This window comes from Nostoc linckia z4, from assembly GCF_002608075.1.
GTDB lineage: Bacteria > Cyanobacteriota > Cyanobacteriia > Cyanobacteriales > Nostocaceae > Nostoc > Nostoc linckia.
This window is the reverse complement of record NZ_LAHA01000035.1, coordinates 53,113-77,333: the sequence shown is the minus strand read 5'-3', so window position 1 is coordinate 77,333 and position 24,221 is coordinate 53,113. Positions and strand designations below refer to the sequence as shown.

Annotated in this window: 21 protein-coding genes and 1 pseudogene; 14 read left to right on the top strand and 8 right to left on the bottom strand. The window is 38.5% G+C overall.

The annotated features are described in order from the left end of the window. Window positions 1-6: 6 nt before the first annotated feature. From nifE to nifK, 3 genes are all read right to left on the bottom strand, one after another. Window positions 7-1,419 carry a nitrogenase iron-molybdenum cofactor biosynthesis protein NifE gene (gene nifE, locus VF06_RS24255; protein WP_099068249.1) on the bottom strand — a complete coding sequence of 471 codons (1,413 nt, stop codon included), beginning with the start codon at window positions 1,417-1,419 and terminating at the stop codon, window positions 7-9. Window positions 1,420-1,703: 284 nt separating this feature from the next. Further along, entirely contained in the window at window positions 1,704-2,051 is a 348-nt protein-coding gene (locus VF06_RS24250) for a Mo-dependent nitrogenase C-terminal domain-containing protein (protein WP_099068248.1), read from the bottom strand. Between the two features lie 157 nt (window positions 2,052-2,208). Next, window positions 2,209-3,744, bottom strand: a complete 1,536-nt coding sequence (gene nifK, locus VF06_RS24245) for a nitrogenase molybdenum-iron protein subunit beta (protein ID WP_099068247.1) — start codon at window positions 3,742-3,744, stop codon at window positions 2,209-2,211. Window positions 3,745-4,524: 780 nt separating this feature from the next. Between nifK and VF06_RS24235 the strand changes: the two are divergent. From VF06_RS24235 to VF06_RS24200, 8 genes and pseudogenes are all read left to right on the top strand, one after another. Continuing rightward, window positions 4,525-5,832 (top strand): annotated as a pseudogene (locus VF06_RS24235) (site-specific integrase); the annotation flags it as partial. Window positions 5,833-6,017: 185 nt separating this feature from the next. Continuing rightward, window positions 6,018-6,281: a hypothetical protein gene (locus VF06_RS24230; protein WP_099068244.1), complete on the top strand. Its 264-nt coding sequence runs from the start codon at window positions 6,018-6,020 to the stop codon at window positions 6,279-6,281. Further along, the gene (locus VF06_RS24225; protein ID WP_244918150.1) at window positions 6,282-6,500 is read left to right on the top strand and encodes a type II toxin-antitoxin system VapC family toxin; all 219 of its coding nucleotides are present in this window, start codon (window positions 6,282-6,284) and stop codon (window positions 6,498-6,500) included. It begins immediately after the preceding gene. 219 nt (window positions 6,501-6,719) lie between these two features. Further along, window positions 6,720-8,354, top strand: coding sequence for a P-loop domain-containing protein (locus VF06_RS24220; protein ID WP_099068243.1), 1,635 nt, complete (start codon window positions 6,720-6,722; stop codon window positions 8,352-8,354). A gap of 198 nt (window positions 8,355-8,552) precedes the next feature. Continuing rightward, the gene (locus VF06_RS24215; RefSeq protein WP_099068242.1) at window positions 8,553-9,572 is read left to right on the top strand and encodes a hypothetical protein; all 1,020 of its coding nucleotides are present in this window, start codon (window positions 8,553-8,555) and stop codon (window positions 9,570-9,572) included. A 220-nt stretch (window positions 9,573-9,792) separates the two neighbouring features. Continuing rightward, window positions 9,793-10,209, top strand: a complete 417-nt coding sequence (locus VF06_RS24210) for a XisH family protein (RefSeq protein ID WP_099068241.1) — start codon at window positions 9,793-9,795, stop codon at window positions 10,207-10,209. Further along, window positions 10,197-10,532, top strand: coding sequence for a XisI protein (locus VF06_RS24205; RefSeq protein WP_099068240.1), 336 nt, complete (start codon window positions 10,197-10,199; stop codon window positions 10,530-10,532). The genes VF06_RS24210 and VF06_RS24205 overlap by 13 nt, the downstream gene beginning before the upstream one ends. Window positions 10,533-10,957: 425 nt before the next feature. Continuing rightward, on the top strand, window positions 10,958-11,326 hold the full coding sequence (locus VF06_RS24200; RefSeq protein ID WP_099068239.1) for a hypothetical protein: 369 nt from the start codon (window positions 10,958-10,960) through the stop codon (window positions 11,324-11,326). A gap of 67 nt (window positions 11,327-11,393) precedes the next feature. Here the strand turns inward: VF06_RS24200 and VF06_RS24195 are convergent, their stop codons facing one another. Further along, on the bottom strand, window positions 11,394-11,933 hold the full coding sequence (locus VF06_RS24195; RefSeq protein ID WP_099068238.1) for a DUF2267 domain-containing protein: 540 nt from the start codon (window positions 11,931-11,933) through the stop codon (window positions 11,394-11,396). A gap of 399 nt (window positions 11,934-12,332) precedes the next feature. Here VF06_RS24195 and VF06_RS24190 point away from each other — a divergent pair, with 399 nt between their 5' ends. From VF06_RS24190 to VF06_RS24170, 5 genes are all read left to right on the top strand, one after another. Further along, window positions 12,333-13,130, top strand: a complete 798-nt coding sequence (locus VF06_RS24190) for a dienelactone hydrolase family protein (RefSeq protein WP_099068237.1) — start codon at window positions 12,333-12,335, stop codon at window positions 13,128-13,130. 529 nt (window positions 13,131-13,659) lie between these two features. Next, window positions 13,660-15,330 carry a patatin-like phospholipase family protein gene (locus VF06_RS24185; protein WP_099068236.1) on the top strand — a complete coding sequence of 557 codons (1,671 nt, stop codon included), beginning with the start codon at window positions 13,660-13,662 and terminating at the stop codon, window positions 15,328-15,330. Between the two features lie 76 nt (window positions 15,331-15,406). Further along, complete coding sequence (locus tag VF06_RS24180) at window positions 15,407-16,282, top strand: hypothetical protein (RefSeq protein ID WP_099068235.1); 876 nt, start codon at window positions 15,407-15,409, stop codon at window positions 16,280-16,282. Between the two features lie 2 nt (window positions 16,283-16,284). Beyond that, window positions 16,285-16,668, top strand: a complete 384-nt coding sequence (locus VF06_RS24175; RefSeq protein ID WP_099068234.1) for a hypothetical protein — start codon at window positions 16,285-16,287, stop codon at window positions 16,666-16,668. 167 nt (window positions 16,669-16,835) lie between these two features. After that, the gene (locus VF06_RS24170) at window positions 16,836-17,207 is read left to right on the top strand and encodes a hypothetical protein (RefSeq protein WP_099068233.1); all 372 of its coding nucleotides are present in this window, start codon (window positions 16,836-16,838) and stop codon (window positions 17,205-17,207) included. 186 nt (window positions 17,208-17,393) lie between these two features. On the opposite strand, the gene VF06_RS24165 is transcribed toward VF06_RS24170, so the two are convergent. The 3 genes from VF06_RS24165 to VF06_RS24155 form a co-directional block, all read right to left on the bottom strand. After that, window positions 17,394-18,041 (bottom strand): class I SAM-dependent methyltransferase, encoded by a 648-nt coding sequence (locus tag VF06_RS24165; protein ID WP_099068232.1) that lies wholly within the window; start codon window positions 18,039-18,041, stop codon window positions 17,394-17,396. Window positions 18,042-18,321: 280 nt separating this feature from the next. Then, window positions 18,322-18,843, bottom strand: coding sequence for a DUF937 domain-containing protein (locus VF06_RS24160; protein ID WP_099068231.1), 522 nt, complete (start codon window positions 18,841-18,843; stop codon window positions 18,322-18,324). Between the two features lie 59 nt (window positions 18,844-18,902). Further along, window positions 18,903-21,305 (bottom strand): DUF4912 domain-containing protein, encoded by a 2,403-nt coding sequence (locus tag VF06_RS24155; protein ID WP_099068230.1) that lies wholly within the window; start codon window positions 21,303-21,305, stop codon window positions 18,903-18,905. Between the two features lie 459 nt (window positions 21,306-21,764). On the opposite strand from VF06_RS24155, the gene VF06_RS24150 reads away from it, so the two are divergent. After that, window positions 21,765-21,944, top strand: a complete 180-nt coding sequence (locus VF06_RS24150) for a hypothetical protein (protein WP_099068229.1) — start codon at window positions 21,765-21,767, stop codon at window positions 21,942-21,944. Window positions 21,945-21,972: 28 nt separating this feature from the next. Here VF06_RS24150 and VF06_RS24145 read toward each other — a convergent pair whose 3' ends face one another. After that, the gene (locus VF06_RS24145; protein ID WP_099068228.1) at window positions 21,973-24,171 is read right to left on the bottom strand and encodes a sensor histidine kinase; all 2,199 of its coding nucleotides are present in this window, start codon (window positions 24,169-24,171) and stop codon (window positions 21,973-21,975) included. Between the last annotated feature and the right edge of the window lie 50 nt (window positions 24,172-24,221).

Sequence of the window (24,221 nt, the reverse complement as noted above, 5' to 3'; positions counted from 1 at the left end):
ATCCCCTCATCCCCTCCACTCCTCAGTGACTAGATTTGAATGCAACTCACCCTCTTCCCACGGAGCCGGTTTGCGTACTTGCTCCCAAATCGGGCTATAAAGGGCTTCGTACAATTCCCGCGCCATCTCAATCATTCCTACATAACCTGCATAAGGATGGTGGCGTTCTTGGTTGATATCCAAGAAAGGAATCCGAGCTTTTAGGGCGGTGTATTGGTTACGACCTCCGGCAATCAACATATCTGCTTGAGTATCTCTCACCAGCTGTAACAATTCCTTGGCGTTGCCTTTTTCTAGCATGATGCCATCGTTACCCAGCAACTTCTTGATTTTGGCTTTATCTTCCTCAGTACTTTTGCGAGTACTGGTAGCAACAACTTCAATACCCAAGTCTTTTGCAGCGGAAATAATCGACCAACTCTTGACACCGCCAGTATACAATACGACACGCTTACCTTTGAGTCGAGCGCGATAAGGAGCCAGTGCCAAATCTAAAGCCGCAGTTTCTTCAGCAATTAGTTTTTCTGTGCGTGCTTGCAAATCCGGGTCGCCTAATTTAGCAGCAATATTTCGCAGACAGCGATTCATGTCATCGATGCCGTAGAAAGATTCTTCAATATAAGGAATGCCGTAACGCTCCTCCATCTTTCTCGCCATGTTCAGCAGCGCCCGCGAACAGATCATTACATTCAGCTTGGCGCGATGGGCATAGCGAATTTCATTGTACCGAGCGTCGCCGGTAATTTTCGACAAAATGCGGATGCCTAATTTTTCTAACAGTGGCGTGACTCCCCACATTTCCCCGGCGATGTTGTACTCGCCTATTAAGTTAATATCATAAGGCGTTGTGTATTCCGGTTCTGCTGTCCCGACAACATAATCTAATAAAGCTTCACCGCCAAAACGGTTGCCCAGATTTTTACTGCCAATAAATCCCGGAGCAATCACCGGGATAACTGGAGTGCCAAGTTTTTCAGCTGCGGCTTTGCAAACTGCATCCATATCATCGCCAATCAAAGCAGTCACGCAAGTAGCGTAAACAAAAATTGCTGCTGGTTGGTAGCGTTCCTTGAGTTCTAGAATTGCTTTGTAGAGCTTTTTCTCGCCACCAAAAATGACATCATTTTCACTCAAGTCAGTTGTAAAGCCCATCTTGTAGAGTTGGGGCCCAGAAGAGAGACTACCACGACTGCCCCAGGAATTACCAGCACAAGCGATCGGCCCGTGGACTAAATGAGCCGCATCGGCAATGGGTACTAAGGCAATCATCGCCCCATCAAAAGCACAGCCCCCTTGAGCAGCGCCAGGTTGTGCTTGTTGGGTGCAAGACTTGTTTTTCTTTTCTGATTGTTTATGCTGATTATGCTCGCATCCTGACTCACTGAGCAGCTCGTTAATTTTGCCTTGGGTGCTTTTCATCTCTCTTCTCTTGGTGGATGGCAGTTTTTCGACAGACAATTTTGGATTTTAGATTTTGGATTTTAGATTTTTAGCAAAAATTCAACAGCGAGGAATCAGAAATGAGAATTTGTAATGAGTCTAGTATGATTAATATCTTTATTCATTAAATATTCTCCTAACTCCTGACTCCTGTTAGCGCAGCAGGGCATAGCCCATTCTGAATTCTGAATTATGACTCCTGAATTCTGAATTCTGAATTCTGAATTCTTTCAATCCAAAATTTAAAATCCAAAATCCATTGACTAACAAATATATTTCGTGACATCTTCCCCACACACATCGGCGAGATAAGATAAAGCACGAAAACGCAATCCTACAAATTCATCATATAAAGGATTGAGTTTACACAATGCCGGAATATCAAAAACCCGCCCAAATAATCTTATTCGGCGTTCAAAGGGACAACAGCAAGGAATTGTTTGGCAAATTAAATGAGCAAGACGATTATTTTTAACCTGAATTCCATCCACAACATTACGTAAAGGATTAAGAATATTGTTTAATATTCCACGTTTTTGATAATTAGGTGGATGGTAATTAGGATGGGGATGAGTATGAGTATGGGTGTGAGTGTGATTAATAGTTTCCATTGATTTCATGCCTCAGGTAAATGCTAAATTTGCGAGTGGGTATAGGGTATGGGGCATTGGGCATTGGGGATTGGGAATAATTAAGTTCCCAGTCCCCAATTTTTAATCCCCAGTCCCTACCCGCTAGTTCCTAATAACTTGCGTAACCGTGTAATTTCTAACGAATCAAGTCGTAGGAAATATCGGTCTTGGAAGGAATGTTGGTGTTGCGATCGATTTCCTCGAAGATTGTATTTACAATCCAGTTGAGCAAGTTGATTACACCTTGGTAACCGATGGTGCTGTAGCGGTGCAAGTGGTGACGATCCATAATAGGATAGCCAATTCTTACTAAGGGAATCTTGGTATCGCGCCACAGGTACTTACCGTAGGTGTTACCAATCAACAAGTCTACGGGTTCGGTGAACAACAGAGAACGCATGTGCCACAGGTCTTTACCAGGCCAAACTTTTGCATTTTGACCGAAGGGGCTAGAAGCAAGCAATTCTTTGATTTCTTTTTCAAATTCTTCGTTGCTGTTGTGAACCAAAATATGAACTGGTTCAGCACCCATTTCCAGCATAAAGCCCACAACGCTGTACACTAAATCGGGTTCGCCGTAGATAGCGAAGCGCTTGCCATGAACCCATGCGTGGGAGTCAGTCATTGCGTCAACTGCACGACCGCGTTCGATTTCCAATTCTTCAGGAATGGGCTTACCAGATAGTTCGCTGAGTTTCATCAAGAACTCATCAGTAGCTTTAATACCCCAAGGACGGGAAACAACGGTTGGTTGCTTCCATTCTTTTTCGATGTACTCGCGGGTCTTGACTGTGGAGTGTGATTGCAGGAATACTGTAGCTTTACCATTAATTGAATCTGCTGCATCTTCCAGCTTTGTACCACCTGGATACATATCGAACTCACCAGTGTTGGGTGAATCCAAGTAGTCGCTGTTGTCAGCTAGAATTGTGTAGTCAAAGCCAAACAGAGAAGCAATGCGTTTGATTTCGCGGTTGTTGCCAACGTAGGTGTCAAAACCTGGAACGAAGTTGATTTTGCCATTGCTGGTTTCTTTCTTTTGACCTGCGGTCAAGTTAGAAAGAATACCCTTCATCATGTTGTCGTAACCAGTGATGTGGGAACCAACAAAGCTGGGGGTGTGAGCGTAAGGAACTGGGAAGTCTTGAGGAACTGAACCAGCTTTCTTAGCGTTGTTGATGAAAGCTTGTAAGTCATCACCAATTACTTCTGCCATACAGGTGGTGCAGACAGCAATCATCTTGGGCTTGTAAAGTTGGTAAGAGTTCGCCAAGCCATCAATCATGTTTTGCAGACCACCGAACACCGCTGCATCTTCTGTCATGGAAGAAGATACACCAGAGAATGGTTCTTTGTAGTGACGGGTTAAGTGGGTGCGGAAGTACGCAACGCAACCTTGGGAACCTTGAACAAAGGGCAGAGTGCCTTCAAATCCAACAGCAGCGAAGATTGCTCCTAGAGGTTGGCAACCTTTAGCAGGGTTGACGGTTAGAGCTTCACGAGCGAAATTCTTTTCGCGATAATCCCAACTCTTAGTCCATTCTGCAACCCGCTTTACTTCTTCGGGGTCGTGACCGTTTTCAAATTCTTTTTTGTTTTGGAATAATTGTTGGTATTCCGGCTGGTGAAACAGCTCTACGTGGTCTTGAATTTTATCTGGATTCTGAGGCATTTCTGATCTCCAAGCTTGCTGAGTTAATTACTAATGGAGGAATCGGCAGAACTAGTAAGTTAAAAGGTAAAAGTAAAAAGTAAAAAGAGAAGAAAAACTTAATCGAACCTCTTTTGCCTTTTGCCTTTTTACTTTTTACTTCTTCGTAGGGAGTGGAAATGTAACTCAAAACTCAAAATGCAAAAAGCAAAACACATCATTTTGAATTTTTAATTTTGAATTTTGAATTCCCGACTCCCTCCTGGGGTATTAACCCCAGATACTTATGTCTCTCTCGTTTTTTTAGGCGGTTGCTTTAGCTTTGGTTTTAGCTTCAGCTTTTTTGCTCCAGGGAGCGCCAATTAATCCCCAGGTTGGGCTGTTGAGTGCCAAATCCATATCGCGAGCGAAGATAGCAAAGCCATCATAACCGTGATAAGGGCCGGAGTAATCCTTTTAATGCTTTTATTTTTTTAGAGGGGTTAATGTTTGCAATGAGCAATGTCAGAATTAAACATTGTTCGTTGAGAACGCATTTATTTTTAGACTAAATATAGGCTAAAGGAGAATTCGTAGTTCGTAATTTGTAATTATGTGTTGCTGATTTAAAATATGAGTTTACTCACGCACAGACGCAGCGAAAAGTCGGAGCGCCGGCTTCCGGCGTAGACCCGAAGGGGCTTGCCGCAGGCATCTGAACTTTTCAAGAGAGAGTCGCAGAGAGTAAGAATTCAGCAATGCCCGCAATCAAGAGTCTTAAATTACGAATTATTTCGCTTCAAGTCTGCAAAGCTGTAAACAGAACACATGAAATCAAAAGTATTACTGGAATTAGAGACGGTAAATCTGCGTTTGAAGTCTGCAAAGACTAAGGTAACAATTCGAGAATCTAATGGAAGTCTGCAATTACGCGCTACGTTACCGATTAAACCTGGGGACAAGGATAAAAATGGCACTGGTAGAAAGCAATACAATCTCAGCTTGAATATTCCTGCTAATTTGGATGGGTTAAAAACGGCTGAGGAAGAAGCTTATGAGTTAGGAAAGTTAATTGCTCGTAAAACTTTTGCATGGAATGAAAAATATTTAGGCAATGAGGCAATTAAAAAAGATTGTAAAACAATTGGCGAATTGCTGGAAAAATTTGAAGATGAATATTTTAAAACTCACAAACGGACGACTAAAAGCGAACATACTTTTTTTTATTATATTTCCCGAACTAAGCGATTTACTAATCCTGCTGATTTGGCGACTTCTGAGAATTTGATAAATGCGATTGAAAGAATCGATAAGGAATGGTCTAAGTATAATGCAGCAAGAGCGATCGCTGTATTTTGTCAGACGTTCAAAATCGAAATCGATTTATCAAAATACTCCAAAATGCCAGAGAATAATTCCCGCAATATACCGACTGATGCAGAAATAGCTGAGGGGATTGGCAAGTTTGAACAATACTTAAATACCAGAGGCAATCAAGTTAACCAAAATGTCCAAGATAGCTGGCAGCTTTGGCGCTGGACTTATGGAATGTTAGCAGTTTTCGGTTTACGACCGCGCGAGCTTTTTATTAATCCTGACATCGATTGGTGGTTAAGTCAAGAAAATTTGGATTTAACCTGGAAGGTTCATAAAGATTGTAAGACTGGCGAGAGAGAAGCTTTACCTTTATATAAACAATGGATTGAGGAATTTGATTTAAGGAATCCCAAATATTTAGAAATGCTGGCAACGGCAATTAGTAAAAAAGATAATACTAATTATGCAGAAATCACGGCATTAACACAACGAGTCAGTTGGTGGTTTCGTAAAATCGGCTTAGATTTTAAGCCTTATGATTTACGCCACGCTTGGGCAATTCGAGCGCATATTTTAGGAATTCCAATTAAAGCAGCAGCAGATAATCTAGGTCATAGCGTCCAAGTTCACACGCAAACTTATCAGCGATGGTTTTCGCTAGATATGCGAAAGTTAGCAATGAATCAGGCGTTGAGTAAGAGGAATGAAGTTGAGTTAATTAGGGAAGAAAATGCTAAATTGAGAATGGAAAATGAAAAGTTGAGATTAGAGGTTGAGAAGTTGAAAATGGAAATCGTTTATAAGCGAAGTTGAATTGTTAAAAAATTTTGTGTAGTGTGTTCAATTGTCAAATTTACTACTAATATAAGCTTATAGTAACTCATCTGTATAGGTTTCCACTTTGTTAGATATTCGAGCTAAGTGTATCTAAATTTTAGATTTATTAAATTCAACTGTTAAGCAAAAAACTCTATAAAAGCAATAATTATTTGAAAGGTATGGCACTAGAAACCTTAAACCAAATACTTAAGCAACTTGAGACACTGGAAACAACAGAGCTTCAACAACTTAGCCAAACAATTCAAAAGTATCTTGCTGTTAAAGAGGAAAATCTTAAGCAAACAGCATTTCACCAAGCTTTAATCGATTCTGGCTTAGTAAAGCAAATTAAGCATTTTGCTTACGAACCAATAGCTGAACGAAGACTAATTCAGGTCGAGGGAAAGCCTGTCTCTGAAACTATCATTGAGGAACGCCGTTAAATGGCAAGATACTTCATAGATAGTAGCGCATTAGTTAAGCGTTATATAAGTGAAACTGGATCTGCTTGGGTGTTAGGCTTATTCGATCCAACTCTCAACAATGAGGTATTTATTGCTGCAATAACTGGTGTGGAAATTATAGCAGCAATTACGAGGCGATCGCGCAGTGGAAGTATTAGCATCACAGATGCGACAATAACACGCAATCAGTTCATATAGTTAAATTTATACATGATAAGGATTCTGAGGTGCTTATTGCCCCGTCAGGTAAAAAACTCGTTCTAAAATAATCATTGATAAACCTGTTGAATTTTATTTGTAAAGTAAATATAAAGCAAAGAGTTTATTCAAAGACTAAATGTATAATAATTTTTTATGTATATTTATATATACTTACCTAAAAAATGTGCAAACTCTTATTTATATATATTATCAAATATGAACGCATCGAAAGAAGACAGAAAAATTAGTAACAAAAAAATGCAACGGGCTATTTTACTTATTATGGCATTAAAAGACTACATTCGCAATCAAGGTGAGGATGAAAATAAACCATATCCGGATTTCAAGGGAAACATTAGTGATGATATAAGGAATAAAACTATTGAAGTTTGTTGCACTCTAAAAAATTTAGAAAATCTAGTTAATTCGTATGTAAAAAATTCAATATGCTCACAAGAATCACAGGATTTTTGTAAAAATTATCCTGATATATCCAACGATTTTCAAAAGGAAACTGTAATTAAATCACTTGGAGACGTAATAAAGGATGCAGATGAACACAAACTTCTAAAAGATGATCGCCATAAATCTACAAGGCAGGGGTCTAAAGATTGGAGATTTACTGTCAACAATATTGTTATCAGCGAAAGTAACGATGAAACTATTAAATCCCTAAAAGAACGTTATGAAAATGAATTTTTTGGCAATTCAAATTCCTTTATTAATAGCAATATATTTGAACCTCCTTTAGAATTTCAGACTTTAATTAAGTACCATACAGATCCAGAAGATTTTATTGAAAGAAAAGATATTATTGAGAGATTTAAAAAATTTCAAAAAGATCATTCACAAGGATATTTTATATTGCAGGGCGATCCTGGAGTTGGAAAAACAGCAATACTAGCTAAGTATGTATTAGAAAATAAATGTCCCTGTTTTTTTGTACAGCAACCCCAAGGACTTAACCAGATTTATGATTTTCTAGAAAGTATTTGTAACCAATTATATCATAAATATTATGATCAACTAAGACATTTTAAAGAAAAGTTAGAAAATGTTGATATTTCGCTACTTAATAGTTTACTTGAGGAGATAAGTAAAAAAGTTTTACATAAGCACAAGTCACAGTTAGTTATTGTCATAGATGCTTTGGACGAAGTATATTTAAGCAACGAGTCAGAAAATATACTAAAATTGCCGGAATATCTTCCAGAAGGTATTTTTTTCTTTATGTCTCAGCGTCCAAAAAATATTTTCTTAGAAATTGAAGTGCCTTTAATGATAGAAGATATTAGCTGCCTTATTGGTGACACATGGAAGGAAGATTGTAGAACATATATCAAAAAGTATTTAGACAGAAGAGAAAAGCTTCGCACTTCACAAGATGATAAAACATGTAGTGAAGAAAGACTTTTTGAAAGTGAAGAAAAACTTATTGAAACTCTTACACTTAAAAGTCAAAGAAACTTTAGGTATTTAAAAAATGTATTAGTAGATATTGAGCGAGGCGTTTATAAAAACTTGGATAGTCTTGATAATCTTCCAGAAGGTTTGAGAGGGTATTACGAGAGTCATTTACGCCGTATGAATATTAATCACAAAAGTGATATCAGACACAAGCGGCTTCTTCGTAAGTTAGCTAATGCTAGTTCAGGTCATGTTAGCCTAATATCTTTCACTGATATGGTTTCTTTATTTGAATCTCAATATGAACTTCAGTTAATACTAGAGGAGTGGAAACAGTTTCTATATAAACAAGAAGTGGACGGAAAGTTGCACTATAGGTTATATCATCCTAGTTTTAGTTACTTTTTACAAAATTCAGACTTGTTACGTTTCCTTCAAGATTAACCTAGCCCCCATTTTTAATAAAAATTTATAAAAAATTTACAAAAAATTTACGAAAAAACCTCATGAGAACCTAAGGATTTTTTGTTCTTGAGGTCTGGAAATCCTTGTAGGAGTAGTTGAGTGCGGACTACCTTTCTCCCGAAACTTCCGAAATCAGTGTTTTGGTAAGCTATCTGCGTAATTCATTACGAGTAAGTGATGCTTTCCCATTTTCTTGATTCCTTCGGCAGTGTACTAGGCTATGGTACAGCCATGTTATTGATATTTTGGTGCTTTATCTACTTGTTTACTGCTCGATATAGTTTGTCAGACAATCCTGGCGGTTCAAATAAAAAGCACAGAGTTAACAGACATTTTAGCCGCGAGAAATTCCTTGAAGAAATTTTAGCTGTTTTTGAGAAATCAAAAATTAAAGCCAAGGACTTTGCAGATAAGCATTTAGAAGAGTGGATTCAATCTCTGCAACCAAATATAGAAGTTTTCATGGAAGAATATTTTGATTATTTTTATCAAAAGAAAATAGGTCTAATGTCTCTTATTTCTAAAGAGTCACTACAGACAGAAGTTGCACAAAAGATTGAAGTATATATTTTATCACCTACTCAGATGGAAAGAAAAATGCAGAATATACTCACACAGACGGTTGATGTTTATGCAGTAGAACTAGCAAAAGGTTTTATGGAAATTCAATGCAAGTATGAACTTTCTAATGTTGAGTTTCAGGAATTAAGCATGGAACTCAGCAAGATAACTTATGAAAAAGGGGGAATTATTTATCAGTTTAGTAACATCGCATATTGGATTGAAAAGGGGGGAAAGGACATGGCAATAACAGGCGCAGTATATGGCATGAAAATGACATTATCTTCTACAGAATTTATTGCTTATGTCGGCAAACAAGCCACTAAAATTTTAGCGAAGTTAGGCTGTAAAACTGCTCTTAAAGCAGGATTAGGCAAGGCAATAACATCATTTGCAGCGAAGTGTGCTGCTGGTTGGATAGCAGGATTTCTTATCATTGGTTCTGATATTTGGAGTCATCATTCTTACGTATCTAAACAAAAGCCATATCTTAGAAAAGCTCTCCTAGAGCAAGTTAGAGAGATTAAAAATGCTCTATTAGAAGGGCATGAATACAGTATAATGTCTGCAATTACGCAGATCGAGTATCAAATGACTCAAGTATCTAAATCCTCATCATCTACAGTTTTGGAATGATAATGTAAACGATATAGCAATCCTGAATCTTGAGGTAATTCTAATAAGACAGGAAATCAAATTATAATATCGCATCTCTAATGTAGGGTGCGTTGTCGCAAAGGGCAACGCACCTTCATTGTATCAGCAGGCGATCGCATTCCTCCTATATTTATCGCAAAGTGCAATGCAGCATAATCATAGTTCGGTATCATAAGGTTATTGGGTTCTGGTTCTGTCCGTGTCTGCAAAAGACATTTTTCATGAAGCCGTTAAACGGGGACTAGAAAAAGAAGGGTGGATTATTACGCACGATCCGCTAGTGGTTAAGTTTGGCAAAGATAAAATGTCAATCGATTTAGGTGCGGAACAAATCTTAGCAGCTGAGCGAGGAACAGAGAAAATTGCTGTTGAAATCAAAAGTTTTTTAGGGGATTCAGAACTTTTTGACTACCATGCGGCTTTGGGGCAGTTTCTCAATTATCGATTAGCTTTGCGACTCAGAGAACCTGAGAGAGTTTTGTTCCTAGCAGTTCCACTGTCAACGTATAGATCGCTATTTAGCCGGGACTTTGCCCAAAGTTCAGTACAAGAATATCAAGTTAAATTAATAGTTTACGATCCAAATGATGAGGTGATTGTGCAATGGCAAAGCTAGACCAATATCGTGAATATATTCAAAAGTTATTAACTAAATATAGCAGTTACCAACCTTCAGAGGAAGATGTTGAAATTCAACTGATATTCGATACAGCGCGAGACCATTACCAGATTTTAGAGATTGGCTGGTATGGATACGATCGCATTTATAATTGTGTGATACATCTCGATATTAAAGATGAAAAAATATGGATTCAGCGTAATATGACTGATATCCAAATTGCCCAAGAGTTGACTGAAATGGGAGTACCCAGAGAGGATATTGTTTTAGGACTACAGCCATCACACTTGCGCCAATATACGCAATATGGCGTAGCCTGAGAAAATAAGCGCGATCGCATCCCTAATTTAGGCTGTGCTGTGCAACAGCTTGCTGGTAAATCAAGTTTTGGACTTGTAAATCAAGTTTTGGACTTGTAAATCAAGTTTTGGACTTGTAAATCAAGTTTTGGACTTGTAAATCAAGTTTTGAACTTCTAAATCAAGTTTTGGACTTCTAAATCAAGTTTTGAACTTCTAAATCAAGTTTTGGACTTCTAAATCAAGTTTTCAAGTCGTAAATCCCTTAATATTCAAAAATTTCAGCAAATATAACCGTATTTATGCTGTATTGTGAATGTTCTATAAATTATGTAGCTTTACTCAGGCTGGTGCATCTGCTAATTGCGTAATTTAGTGGTATATAAAGAACTCAGTGTCAAGGAACATTAGCGTTCTTTATAAATTAATCCAAAAAGGAAAACTTTATGCCGCAACGCAGACGAAACTCAGTTGCACTGACGAAAGCTGAACGACGGGTTGAAGGAATGCAGGCGATTAAGCCTGACTTAGATTTTGGTAATGGGTTATCAATAACTAGTTACAATACTATGATTCAGGATTTGCGAGAAAAGCTAGCCGCCCATAATCAAGCACGAACGATGATAGATAAAACGCAGAATGCATTAGAAGAAGCTGAACGTGTGTTGAATGATTATTCTGAACACATGCTGCTGAGTGTTGCGTCTCGCTATGGCAAAAATAGTGATGAATATGGTATGGCTGGTGGAACGCGTAAGTCAGAACGAAAGAAACCACGCTTGGTGGCAAATCAAACGGTGAAGTCTGCGGAGTGATTTATATAAAAAGTCTGCTTGCAATTATCGTCAACTGCAAACAGGCTTGACTTTTTCACACTTGTAATTAAGCTTGTTGCCAAAGCTGACGTACATAGTCAGGTAGCCAACTAGCAATTTCTTCAATTCTTTCTTGGGAAAGTTCGTCTTTGGTGGCAGAAAATACGGCTTTTACTGCCTGTTCTCGGTCAACTGTTTCTGGTTTGCCCCCTTCATTAGCAACTCGGAACAAAAAGCGATCGGAATCGATTTTGAAAATTCCAGGGCCTTGCCAGGGTGGACGAACTCGGCTTAAAAATCCCACAATTGGATTGGTATCTTTCCAAAGATCGGCAATATCAAACTGGAGTGCTTTTTCATCGGTAGATACGGCTTCTTTATGCAGTTCTCCCTCGACGCGATCGCTTGCTTCTGTTGTCATCAAATCACGCATGACGCGAAACACAACTTCGGTAAAGTCTCTGGCGTCATAGATGTCTGCAAACCCACCTTTCACCATGACTTTTTCTAAAAATGAACGATGTTCGTCAGCGATGGCAGTTCGAGTATCTTCAATCTCCGTTGGGTCAACTTCTGGTATGTTTGCTCTAAATGTTTGATCTGGCATAGTTTTTTTGTGCTTCTTAATATTGAGTCTTTATGCTTACCTTTGTAAGGTCGCACAAATCAAAAACCCTTAGTATCATCCAGAAGTTCGAGATGTTGTCTATTCAAAAGTTATAAATTCAATGTTGACTGTTGACTGAGAAATAAATATTTTCATGCCTTGGTTGTGTGATTTATCATACGACCGTCTAGCTTGTGGTTGCTGTGTAAACGGAAAAAATTAGCTTGTTGCAGATTATTAAACTTTTAAATTATACACTCACTCATACTGTCAACAGTCAACCGTCATCAGTCAACAATCAACACCAAAACATTTCTGACTTAAATGCAATGCCAGTTTATCATCCGTGTCAAAAAACAGCCAAAATAGAAAAGTTGGTATCAAATAACCTGAAAAAAGATGGTAGAAATCACAAACATCGAAATTAACACCGCAAAAGTCAAAATACCTAACAATAACTTAGAAATTGATGCTTACTTAGCTCAACCAGCACATGAAGGAACCTTTGCCGCCGTTATCGTTTTTCCAGAAATTTTTGGCATCAATAATAACATTCGAGACATCACTGAATTAATTGCTAAACAAGGTTATGTAGTAATAGCTCCCGCGATGTATCAACGGATTGCTCCTGGTTTTGCAGCGGATCTTAGTGCTGAAGATGTTGGATTTAGTCCAGAAGCCTATCGGCTGGGATTGGAATACTATCAACAAGTAAAGTATCAAGATATCTTAAGTGATATTCAAGCGGCGATCGCCTACTTAAAAACTTTACCCAATGTTAAACATGATGCCATTGGTGTCGTTGGTTTTTGTTTTGGCGGTCATGTTGCTTACATCGCTGCAACTTTCCCGGATATCAAAGCTACAGCTTCGTTTTACGGTGCTGGAATTACCACTTCTAGTTATGGTGAAGAAACTCCAACTATTAATCGCACTTCACAAATTCAAGGTACTATTTATGCCTTTTTCGGTACAAGAGATACATTTATTTCTCAGGAGGAAACTGAACAAATTGAAGCAGAATTAAAAAAACATCAAATCAATCATCGTGTATTTAGATACGATGCCGGGCACGGATTTTTCGCCGGATTTTTCAAAGATAAGTACCCATTTATGGAACAACATCCAAGTTACAATCCTGAAGCTGCTCCTGATGCTTGGCAACATGTTTTAGAATTGTTTAAAAATCATTTGTAAAACTAAATGATGTAGATTGTGGTGTCTTGTTCTCAAATGCAACGCACCACAATTTCATAAATTAAAAATTTTGATGACTTTGATGTATATTTTTTGTTTTTTATTAAGAATAATACTGGCTTTAGTCTGAAAAGCATTCATGTGTAAAGAAAACTTTATTTATTTTAACTTTATTAAATTACCTCTAGCTATATTTTACATCTACTAAAGCAGCTTTTTTGGATGTAGTAACCCAAGACTCTTTTTATTTATTTCATTAGAGAATATTTTAAACCTGATTTATCTATGCTTGTTGGCAAATAAGTTCCAGAGCGGCATCTTATTTTTCTATGTCCAGAGATATAAAAAAATTCTAAAATTCAATTACCATCTGTGTAATATTTTTTAATACATCTGTAGTTTTAAAAAAAATAATTGCTGATACAATCAGGAAATCTACGGAAAAGTGTTAAAAAACTGCCCAAAAAAAGCATTTATACAAAAAAATTCCGTTTATTCTAAATTTTTAGACATGAAGTGAGGGAAATTAATGCCCAAAAAGCTTGCCGTTGTTATCAGTGGAGCAGTATCACTTGGCAGTTATGAAGCTGGCGTTATGTATGAAATTTTGGAAGCGATCGCCAGACATAACGAAGATATAAAAAATCATGAAGAACCCATTGAAATTGATGTAATTACAGGTGCTTCGGCGGGTGGGATGACGGCTTGTATTTTAGTCCAACATCTTCTTTGTGGCGATCAGCCTGCACCCTTTCGTCCAGACCAGTCTTTACGCAAACCATATAATAATCCACTCTACAATGCATGGGTTGATGAAGTTGATATTCGGGAATTAATTAAAGTTGAAAAAGAAGATCAAAAATACTCACTTTTACAAACAGCAGTTGTTGAAAAAATTGGGAATAAATATCTGCAAGATCGTGTTCAAATCAACCAAAAGCATCCGGCTGCTGCGTCTGAGATTTATGTTGGTATAGCTATGTCCAACTTGTCTGGCTATACTTTCCCTCTTACAACTGATTACGCTCGTGAAGGCCGAAAAGAAGGAACACTAAAGTTTGCATATACCCGTTATAAGGATCAATTTGTGTGTCTAGCTCGTCGCGATGGATTTGGGAATGTGACGCTTGATGAAATAGATCGAGAGACAATAAGAGATCCAAGAACAGGACGCGAGTCAATAGAATGGAAAAAACTTAGAGATACTAACTGGAGTGAGTTACGCGAAGCCGGTCTATCATCTGGTGCATTTCCCTTCGCTTTTAAACTTCGGAAAATTCGACGTTTTGGTGGATTTGGTAAGCGTCGCGATCGTAATGAGGAGTATCTGTACACAGATGGTGGAGTTTTTGAAAATGAGCCTATTGGTATGGCTAAACTCCTCGTGGATCGCATCGATCAAAATCAAGATTTATCTGATAAAAGATATTACCTTTATATTGCACCAGGTCAACGCCAATTACCCGAAAATCCTTTTATCAAAAAAGATAACGATCTCTTGGTAACAGGAATTGCATTGCTGAGTTCAATTTTTCACCAGTCTCGCTTCCAAGATTGGATTATGGAAGAAATGGATGCTCCAGTATTTTCCATTACAGCTAATGACTTTGAGTTAATTGGCGATGTCTTCTCAGCCTTTGCTGGATTTCTTGAAAAGAAATTCCGGGCTTATGATTACAACATTGGTCGGGAACGCACTCAATTTGAACTGTCCAATCTTCAAGCAAAGAGTCAACTCCAAGATTTACTCAACCTTGAACTTAATAAAATGCCACCTCTTGAGTGGATAGTTAATTGTAAGGTTAACGATAAAAATTTAAATACTTGGGATGAAGCAAAAAAAGAGTTAAGTCAATTAGCAAAACCTCGTTCACCAGAAGGAGAACAACTACAAGATAATGACGCCATCAAACGAGATCAACTTGCAGAATTACGAAGGTTAATGGCAGAGGTTGACATAGAAACACGTCAAGAAATTGTAAATCAGTTAAGCTTCCGTTTAGAATCTTTGGTGGATCTAATCAATGACAGGCTAGAACCGCTTGATATGAAAAATAATGGTTCTCGTTTATCTAAGTTATGGAGTTTTATTAAGCTGAATGTCCGGATATTTATTGGAAAACCCTTAACAAAGTGGCTTTTAAAACGCATATTTAGATTGTGGATTCGACAAAATTTTCTGAATTTAAAAAATGGATAATTTAATCTATTTTACTATTTTTCAATCAAAAACTACATTTGATGCGATAATTTTTGGGCAACTTTGAAAACAATAGATGAAAAATAAAATTCACTTTCCAATAATAATTGCTGTAGCAATAGCCACAACTTGTTTGAGTGCTTGTCGTTCCACTGACGAATATAAAAAACTAGCACAGGCAGGAACTAATTATTCCAAAGCTCTCAACCAACTATTAGATCTAGCTGTTGTAACTCGAATTGACGAAAGCTCTGAAGAACTTTTATTACAAGACAGAGAAAATAATCAAACATCTGATGATTACAATGAATTTTCAGATTCAGATAGTAATAGAATTGACTTAATTAATCGGCTCAAAAAACACAACAGCTTGCTGAGTAAGTATTTTAAATTACTACAGGACTTAGCTGGGTCTGATGCTCCTGAGCGAACACAAACTGCTATTGGAGGGGTAGTAGATAATTTAAATACAATAGGTCAGACCTTACGAGAAAGCAACTTAATAGAAAATAAAGAGGTTTTTCAAGGTATAGGAAAACTAATCGTCAGTTCTAAGATTCGGGGCGCTCTTAAAGAAGAACTGCAAAAACGCAATCAGACTATTATGCTTGAATTAAAGACACAGCAAGAGTTACTCAATGTTCTGAGTACTCAAATTAAAGGTGATTTAAAGGGAATTCAAGATAGACAAGAACTAAGACTTGTCATTAACCCATTGCTCCAACCCACACCCATCGCTGATGAAGATACATGGATAGCTACTCGCAGAGAACTATTAACTCAAGAACTCACTGCCGCAGAACTTGAAAATGCAAGTCAAGCACTGGGAGATTTTCAAAACATATTTCAAGATTTTGTAGAGGGTCGGTCTAGTAGTGGACGGATTAACGCATTACTAACAGACATTGAAGATCTTTTATCTGTAATTGAAACATTAAAAACCAAGGAGTAAATATGACAAGTCTAATTATTAGTCGTCTAACTAATGTAGATAACATCAGAAACAATCGGCTTAGAGAATTAGAAGAAACACAAGTAGATTTAGATTCTGTTAGAACATTCTTAAAATTTAAAAAAGAATTTGAAAATGATAAAGATGAAGTTAAATGGAAAAGATATCTTGAAGCCAGAAAAGATTATATACTTTGCAAACGAAAGCTACAAGATGCATCAATAGGCAGTATTGCAGAACGACTTGAAAAACTTAATGGAGACTTAGAATCAGGCATTGCTAACTTAAAAAAAGAGCTAGCAAAATTAGAAAATACCATCACAGTTTTGCAAACTATAGAGCGGGTAATCGGTATTGTTTCAAGAATCGTTCTTTTAGCTAGATAAGAATATTCAAGGTATATATCAGCTAATTAGTTTGGGTTTAGCAATGCTAAACCCATACGAAAGATATGGTTTTTAAACTCATTCACATTTGGAATTTTCGGTCAATGCGTAAGTACTATCAACTTACCTTTAAGCATTAATAATTGTAATTTTTGAGGATCGAAAAAATGTCTACTTTTATTCCGGAACGCCTAAACCCAATTGATATTCTTAGAGAAGAACTACTTGAAGAACTCAGAGATGTTGAATTCAAGCTTGGTTCTCTTGAAGAAGTTATATTAATTTGCACATCAGAAACCAATTTGTGTTTAGCAAAATCTTTTGTGCAAGCTAGAGGAGATTTAATTGTCGCTATAGCTAAGATAGAGAATGCTATCTTGGAAAAAATTGCTGGTCAAATTGAAAGGCTTCAATCAGATTTAAAAGCAAGTATTAATTCCTTGAATAAAGAATTAGAAAAACCTGAAAACGAAACTAGACTTCTAGATGCACTTCATCATGTGACTGGTATTGCAGCACGAATTCTTTTACAGGTATAGAATTGTCAACTCCCTTCGGGAGAGGGAACAGGGAACGGGCAACAGGCAACAGCAAAGTCTGTTAAGAGTTCCCTGTTCCCCGTTAAGAAAAATATGAACTAAGCGCCTAACACACCATCTTGTATGGCGGTGTGTCAGGCGTTCAGCCGTAACGCATCTAGTTAAGATTTACGTTATAAATAGTTTCTAAACTTTGGAATTTTTCAATAGTAATTGACAACCACATGAAAATGGGTTGGCACTTTCTATGCGATTATCTACCAGCACTTCAATGTTCAGCTTACTGTTGTAAATTAATTCGTCATAATCCATCAATGCATTCCACTTGATTTTGTCAGTGGGAAAACCTAGTTGTGAGGCTGCATCAGATATTAATTCTTGCCATTTTGCAATCTCTGGATCTCGTGATTTGCAATAATCAAGAATGGCAATTAAAGCACCAGGTTTGGTAACTCTTAAAATTTCTTCCAAAGCACGAACGGGATCGTCAACAACACACAGGGTAAATCCCGATGCTGCTGCATCAAAGTTATTATCAGGAAAATCTAAATTGCAGATATCCGACACCTTGAAGGTGATGTCTGCGGATACAGTTTTTTCACGTGCTTCATCGATCATCTTATGAGAAAGATCGACACCGACAACATGTACTCCTTGGGGATAAGCACTAAGATTAAGACCAGTTCCCACCGCAGCATCGAGTACGGTTTGTCCTGGCTGAAGCTGTAAGGAAGCAATTAGCGGTTCGCGTTCAATGTGCCAGTAACGCTTCATGATTGCGTCATAATCCACCGCACCGCGATCGTAGGTTTCAATGACTTGATTTATCTGCATAAGTTTATTAACAAATAAGATTATTAGTTGTAACTATCTGTTCAACTGTATAACCTGTTAAGGATTAAACTTCGTATATTATATTACCAGCAAAATAACTTCACAATTGACTTCTTGCAGAAGTCATTCCACCCTATGTAGAGACGTAGCAATGCTACGTCTCTACAAACCAATTTGTGGCTCGACGAGGGGTCTCATCCTCTATTCACCAGCTGCATCTTGTCAAGGGGTGGGGTGCAATGGCTGTGGGAATCATCGCTATCGCAACCCAGTATGTATATTATGGATGAAGAAAACGATCGCCAAATCTCAGAACGTCACTTAAGTCGGTGTCGCCATCGCGATCGCTATCTAAAAAAGTATGCAAAATAGAATTTGAATTTACAGATCCACCACTGGTAGAACCCATACTGAGCATACTTTGTACGGCTGAAATGATTGTGGGCAAAATAGCGTCAATTACATTCGGGCTGATTCTTGTTGTTTGGGAAACTGTTTGAACAATTTGCTGCTGCAACTGAGGTGAGAGTAAAGATTGCATTCCCACTCCACTGGTGCTAGTACTACCAGCTTGACTAATCAGATTTTGTAACTGATTTCCATCCGGTAATGACTGCTGCTGCCTAAGTACTGGACGAAGCATATTACCCACAACTGACATAATATTTTGCATTTGAGATGGTTGAATGCCTCGACTAGTTGCCACTTGTTGAATTGAGTTGATAATTGACTCTAACTGAGTAACATTTCCGCGTTGATTGGGATTATTAATGGCACTGAGAACCTCAAAAAAAAGTCCCATGATTAATTCCTCTCTCATTTAAAATTCATGACTTGATATAATCGGCGGATGACTGCTGATTAAATGCTCAACAGCTTATTGGATGGTATGTGAACGTCAAAGGAGCGAATAATACTCAGCCAGCGGCCATCATCTGTGTAATAACCTATTTCTGCAAGATAATCGCGATCGCTTGCTGGAATGGCCACGTGTTTGTCTTGTTCGCGTTCATTGCATGGATATTCTTGAGTACTATGGGGCGACTGATGTTCAATGTCTAAATTTGTGACATCGTGAATTCGCAGGATAAATCTGCGTCCGCCTTGTATGCGGGCAGCTGCTTTGTACTCATCTGCAATTTCCCAGTAGGCATAAGCATCCTTCGTGTTGCGAGGTACTAGGATAATCCGGCAATCTCTTTTGATGGTCGAGCGATCGCTTAAAGGTGTTTGTAAGCCATCACCTTGTTTTCTGCCTAAAAGTGAGTGAGCAGTGGCTCCCAAGCCTCCTACCATAGGTGTAGTTTCTGCAATGGTTTCGTTAACTCTATTTCTGACATCAACAATTGGGTTAGATGTGCGATCGCTCCGTTGCAACTGTGGCAAGTTAGTTGCCCCATCAGAGGATGTGACGGCACTACCTTCTTTAACAGTGGATGAAACTTTTATCGGTGCTGACTCAGCCACTTTTAGCCAATGCCCATTGGCAGTAATGTATCCTAATTCTGCCACATAGTCGCGATCGCTTTGGGCAATGGGAATGTGTAAATCTTGTGTTGATTCGTCACACTCAAACTGCCGAAAACTTTGGGCACTCCGCCGTTCCAAATCCATGCCTGTACTGTCATAAAGACGAAGCGCCAACTGTCTTCCCCCCTGGCGTTGCAGTTCTGCCTTGCGTGCTTCGGGAATTTCCCAATAAGCATAGACATCTTGGGAGTTACGAGGTACTAAAATTACACGACCTTCATCTTTTGTAGTTATGGAGTTATTGTCCCCTAAAGAAGCAGCCGCAACACCACTTGCCACTGTAGGGATAACGCCAACCGGTTGGCAAGCAGGAACTCGCACTTTCGCCGAACGAGCGATGTTTAACCAGCGATTATTGTTGCTCAAACAACCAAGCTCAACAACATAATCCCGGTTATCTAGCTCGATGGGCAGGTGAATATCTCGCGCTTGTCCATCTACATCAAATTCCTTCATGCTATGTGGTGTTTGCCGGTCTATGTCGTCAATATCAGTGACATCATAAAGACGCAACTTCAAACCACGTCCACCTTGCCGTTGCAAATCTTCTTTTACTTGATTGGAAACTTCCCAGTAAACATAGGCATCTCTGCAACTTCGAGGTGTGAGGACGATACGATTCTCTGAGGTTTGGCCGCTCCCTAAAACAGGTGTAGCAACTCCAGTGGGGGTTAAAGTTGCGTTGCGCCGACTTAACCACCATAATAATCCACCTAGTAAAGGAATCAGCAATAACCACCACCATGAAGATTCACGTTGGGGTTGTGTTACAGTCCGAGTGGTGGGAGGAATTGCTCCTGTAGGCGTGGATGCTGTTTGGTTGGCATTGTTCACCCTGGCTTGTTCAATGATTCCCCCATTAGCCGGTGCAGTAGCAAAGCCTAAAAATGCCGTGGCAGCAGGACTTGGATTAAATTTATCGTAGGCATAAGCCAAAGGTTGAGAAAAGGGATAACGGGTATCGGTGGGCAGAACATTATGTAGTGCCACAATTTTTACATTGGGGTTATTGATTACCCCGTCGGCGATCGCATATCCAATACCATCTGTCCCTAATTCTTTGACTACCGCTTCTGTACTGTCTGCGGAAACTTGAATCGCATTTTTACCTGTTTTAAAAGGAGCTTTTTGAAAAACAGGATAATTCTGGAATGCTTGCCGCAAGTCGCTATTTTCTGGGCGATCGATCAAGCGAATTCTGTGGGCAGAACCCCCTACTTGTGACCAGTCATTAACATCACCCCGAAAGATTTGAGCAAATTGTTCAGAAGTCAGATTGTTGATATATGGATTATCCTTGCCGACAATTACCGCAATTTTATTCCGAGTAATGGGAATACTTGCAAGCCCTTGGGCTTTCTCCGAGTCAGTTAACGAACGACCAATGGCCGCTAAATCAATCTGTCCATTTGGCAATGCTTTCAAAGACGCATCTGTTCCATCATATCCAGTGGTGACATTTGTATTAGGATACTTGCTTTGAAACTCCTGCGCTAATGCTTGATTAATCTTTTCCATGCTGGTTGTACCATTAATCCGCACTTGTGTTCCACTAGGAATGGATTGCGGAACCGGAAAAGAAGTATTAACATTAGCATTCGATGATTGAGCCAACACTGGATTAGCAATCAAAGAGATTGCCAAGGGAGCAGACACGGCAGTAAAAGTAAAAAAACTTGCTACTGATGCCTGTGATTTATGGTGATAAAAAATTTTCGCAGCCTGCTTGTTCATAGCAAAAGACCCCCGCACATCACAAACGGAGGCAGATAGAGTACTGACTATTGTCAAATCATTAGATTAAACTACCTAATTCTGGCTATCATCCTTGGTAGTTTATTCTTTCTTTGGAGGGAAATTATTACTAATACTTTTGACTAAATTACTCACAAAACTCACTCTTGGAGTAGAGATAATTTATTTTGATTGTATATAAAGTATAGGACTCCTATTTGATTTTTGAACAAGATTCATTACACATCTATACCCTTCTTTTCTGTTCCCTGTTCCCTATTCCCTGTTCCCTACCTACGCAGATAATTTCAGGAATCAAATCGGATTACTATATGATGCTTGCAAGTATAAAATAATGGACGCTAAAAAAGCATAATCAATTGTGGTGGTTGTTGAGTGTTGATTGTTGACTGTTGACGGGAAAGTTAAATGGAAAACGTCTGAGCAAGGAATTATTTTATGAAAATTTCTACAAAAATACGGCAATTTATCAACTCAATTCAAGAATTTTTCGGAAAAATCATCAACTACATATTAACTGCTGTTAGCAGAATTTTTGCACCCAAGGATGATGATTATCCAGCTAGCGGGGTTCAACCTTTTGAAGGAGATATTGCTGATGACAAAAGAAAATTTTAAGTAGCTTTTACGAATATGAATTACCAATTCAACTTGCTGTTTGAGGTTTTCTGCGTACAGGGATTTGAATGATAAACTCAGTTCCTTTTCCTAAAGTTGAGCAACACTCTAGTTTGCCGCCATGTTGTTCTGTAATAATTTGGTAGCTAATAGACATACCCATTCCGGTTCCTTTGCCAATGGGTTTAGTAGTGAAAAAGGGATCGAATATTCGTTGCTGCAATTCTTGAGAAATACCAACTCCGTTATCAGCGATCGCTATTTTTATCCACGTTGAATTCATCACTGATGTACGAATGATAATTTGATGAGAATTATCCTGGCTTTGCTGATGATTCCTTTGAAAATGATTTTCTTCTAAGGCATCAATGGCATTCACTAAAATATTCATAAACACCTGATTTAGTTGTCCGGCATAGCATTCTACTAAAGGTAAATTGCCGTAGTCTTTGATGACTTCAATTTCAGGTTGTTGTGGTTTACCTTTGAGGCGATGTTGCAGAATCATCAAAGTACTGTCAATACCTTCATGAATATCGACGCGTTTAAATTCCGCTTCGTCCATGCGGGAAAAGTTTCGCAGAGAAAGTACAATTTGGCGAATGCGATCTGTGCCTACTTTCATGGAAGATAAGACTTTGGGTAAGTCTTGTAGCAAAAACTCCAAATCCATTTCTTCGGCAGCAATTTGAATTTCTGGAGCAGCATTAGAATTGTGCTGCTGATACAATTGCAAAATTGCTAATAAATCCTGGGTATATTGTTCCACATGGATGAGGTTGCCATGAATAAAATTCACTGGATTATTGATTTCGTGTGCGACTCCAGCAACTAGTTGTCCCAGACTGGACATTTTTTCAGTTTGAATTATTTGAGATTGAGTGCGCTGTAATTCCTGTAATGTATTTTTGAGTTCAGTAGTACGTTCTTGTACCCTGTCTTCTAGTTCGTCTTTGGTTTTTTCTAAAGCTGTAAACGATTCATGCAATTGCCCTGCCATGTAATTAAATGAGTTAGACAGGGTATTGAGTTCATGAATGGGGCTAGTTTCTACTGTTTGAGCTAAATTACCAGAAGCCATTGCCTTACTTGCCCGATTTAGACGTAGAATCGGGCGTACAATCCAATGGGAGGTAAAGATACCGATAATTGAAGCAACGATTAATGCAGCAAAACAAAGGGTGATGGCGGTTTGGGTGTTGGCGTTAATTTGCGCCATAAATGCGTTTTCTGGCACACTCACCACCAATAGCCAATCTAAACCATACTCGTCACGCCAAGGTGTAATATCTACAAAATAATTTTTTCCTTGTAACTCCAGCCTATAATCTGTGTCTTTGGTAATGGACTGAAACCCATTAGAAGTTTGTAAGTGTTTAGCAACAGTCTGTATTATTGGGTCAGTGCTGTCCACGGCCCGCAATCTCTCAGCCTTTTGATTAATCAAAGTAAAAGGCTTTTCTGTGCCAGAAGTGGCGATTAATCTACCATCTCGTTCCAAAAGGAACACCCGTCCAGATTGACTAATATCCAAACTACGTAAAAAATCGCTGAGTTTCAGCAGATGAATATCGCAGCCAATCATCCCTAGCAAGCGATTTTGCGAATCATAAATTGGACGACTTGCAGAGGTGACGATGTAGGGGCCTGTGGGAAAGTTTTCAACTAAAATCTTTGTCCAAATGGGTTTACCGGCGGCTATTGGTTGAGTGTACCAAGATTGCTGGGAATTTTTCCAATTCCAACGGGCATTTACTTGAGTTCGATTGCCTTGATTGTCAGTAGCATAAGTGTAAACATTGTTAGGAGGCTTAGCTGTCCAATCATCAATGGTAATGGTTTTGCCATCATAACGAGCAGCACCTACTCCTTCACCCGTTGTTAATCCAATACCAATATAAGTCAGGTCATAGGCTTGGATTTGATCCCAGAAATACTTACCAACAGTTTGGCGATCGCGCACATCTAATATTCCTCTGCGAATAACATCTGCATTAATCTGATTCAGGGTTTGGGGAATGGCAAGATAAGACTTGAGGTGTTCATCCACTACGCCACTAGTACGATCTATCAACTGTTCTGCTAAATCATTAACAGCCCTTTGTCCATTTTTAAAGGACAAATAACCCACTAAACTCACTGCGGCAAAAATTTGGATTGCGAAGGGAACAACAAGAAAAATTTGTAATGGTAGCGCCTTGTTTTTGCTAAAGTAGCGAGTCTTCATTGGTGGGAATTGCAAGTTGCTAATCAGATTTACTTTTATATAGTTCCCAA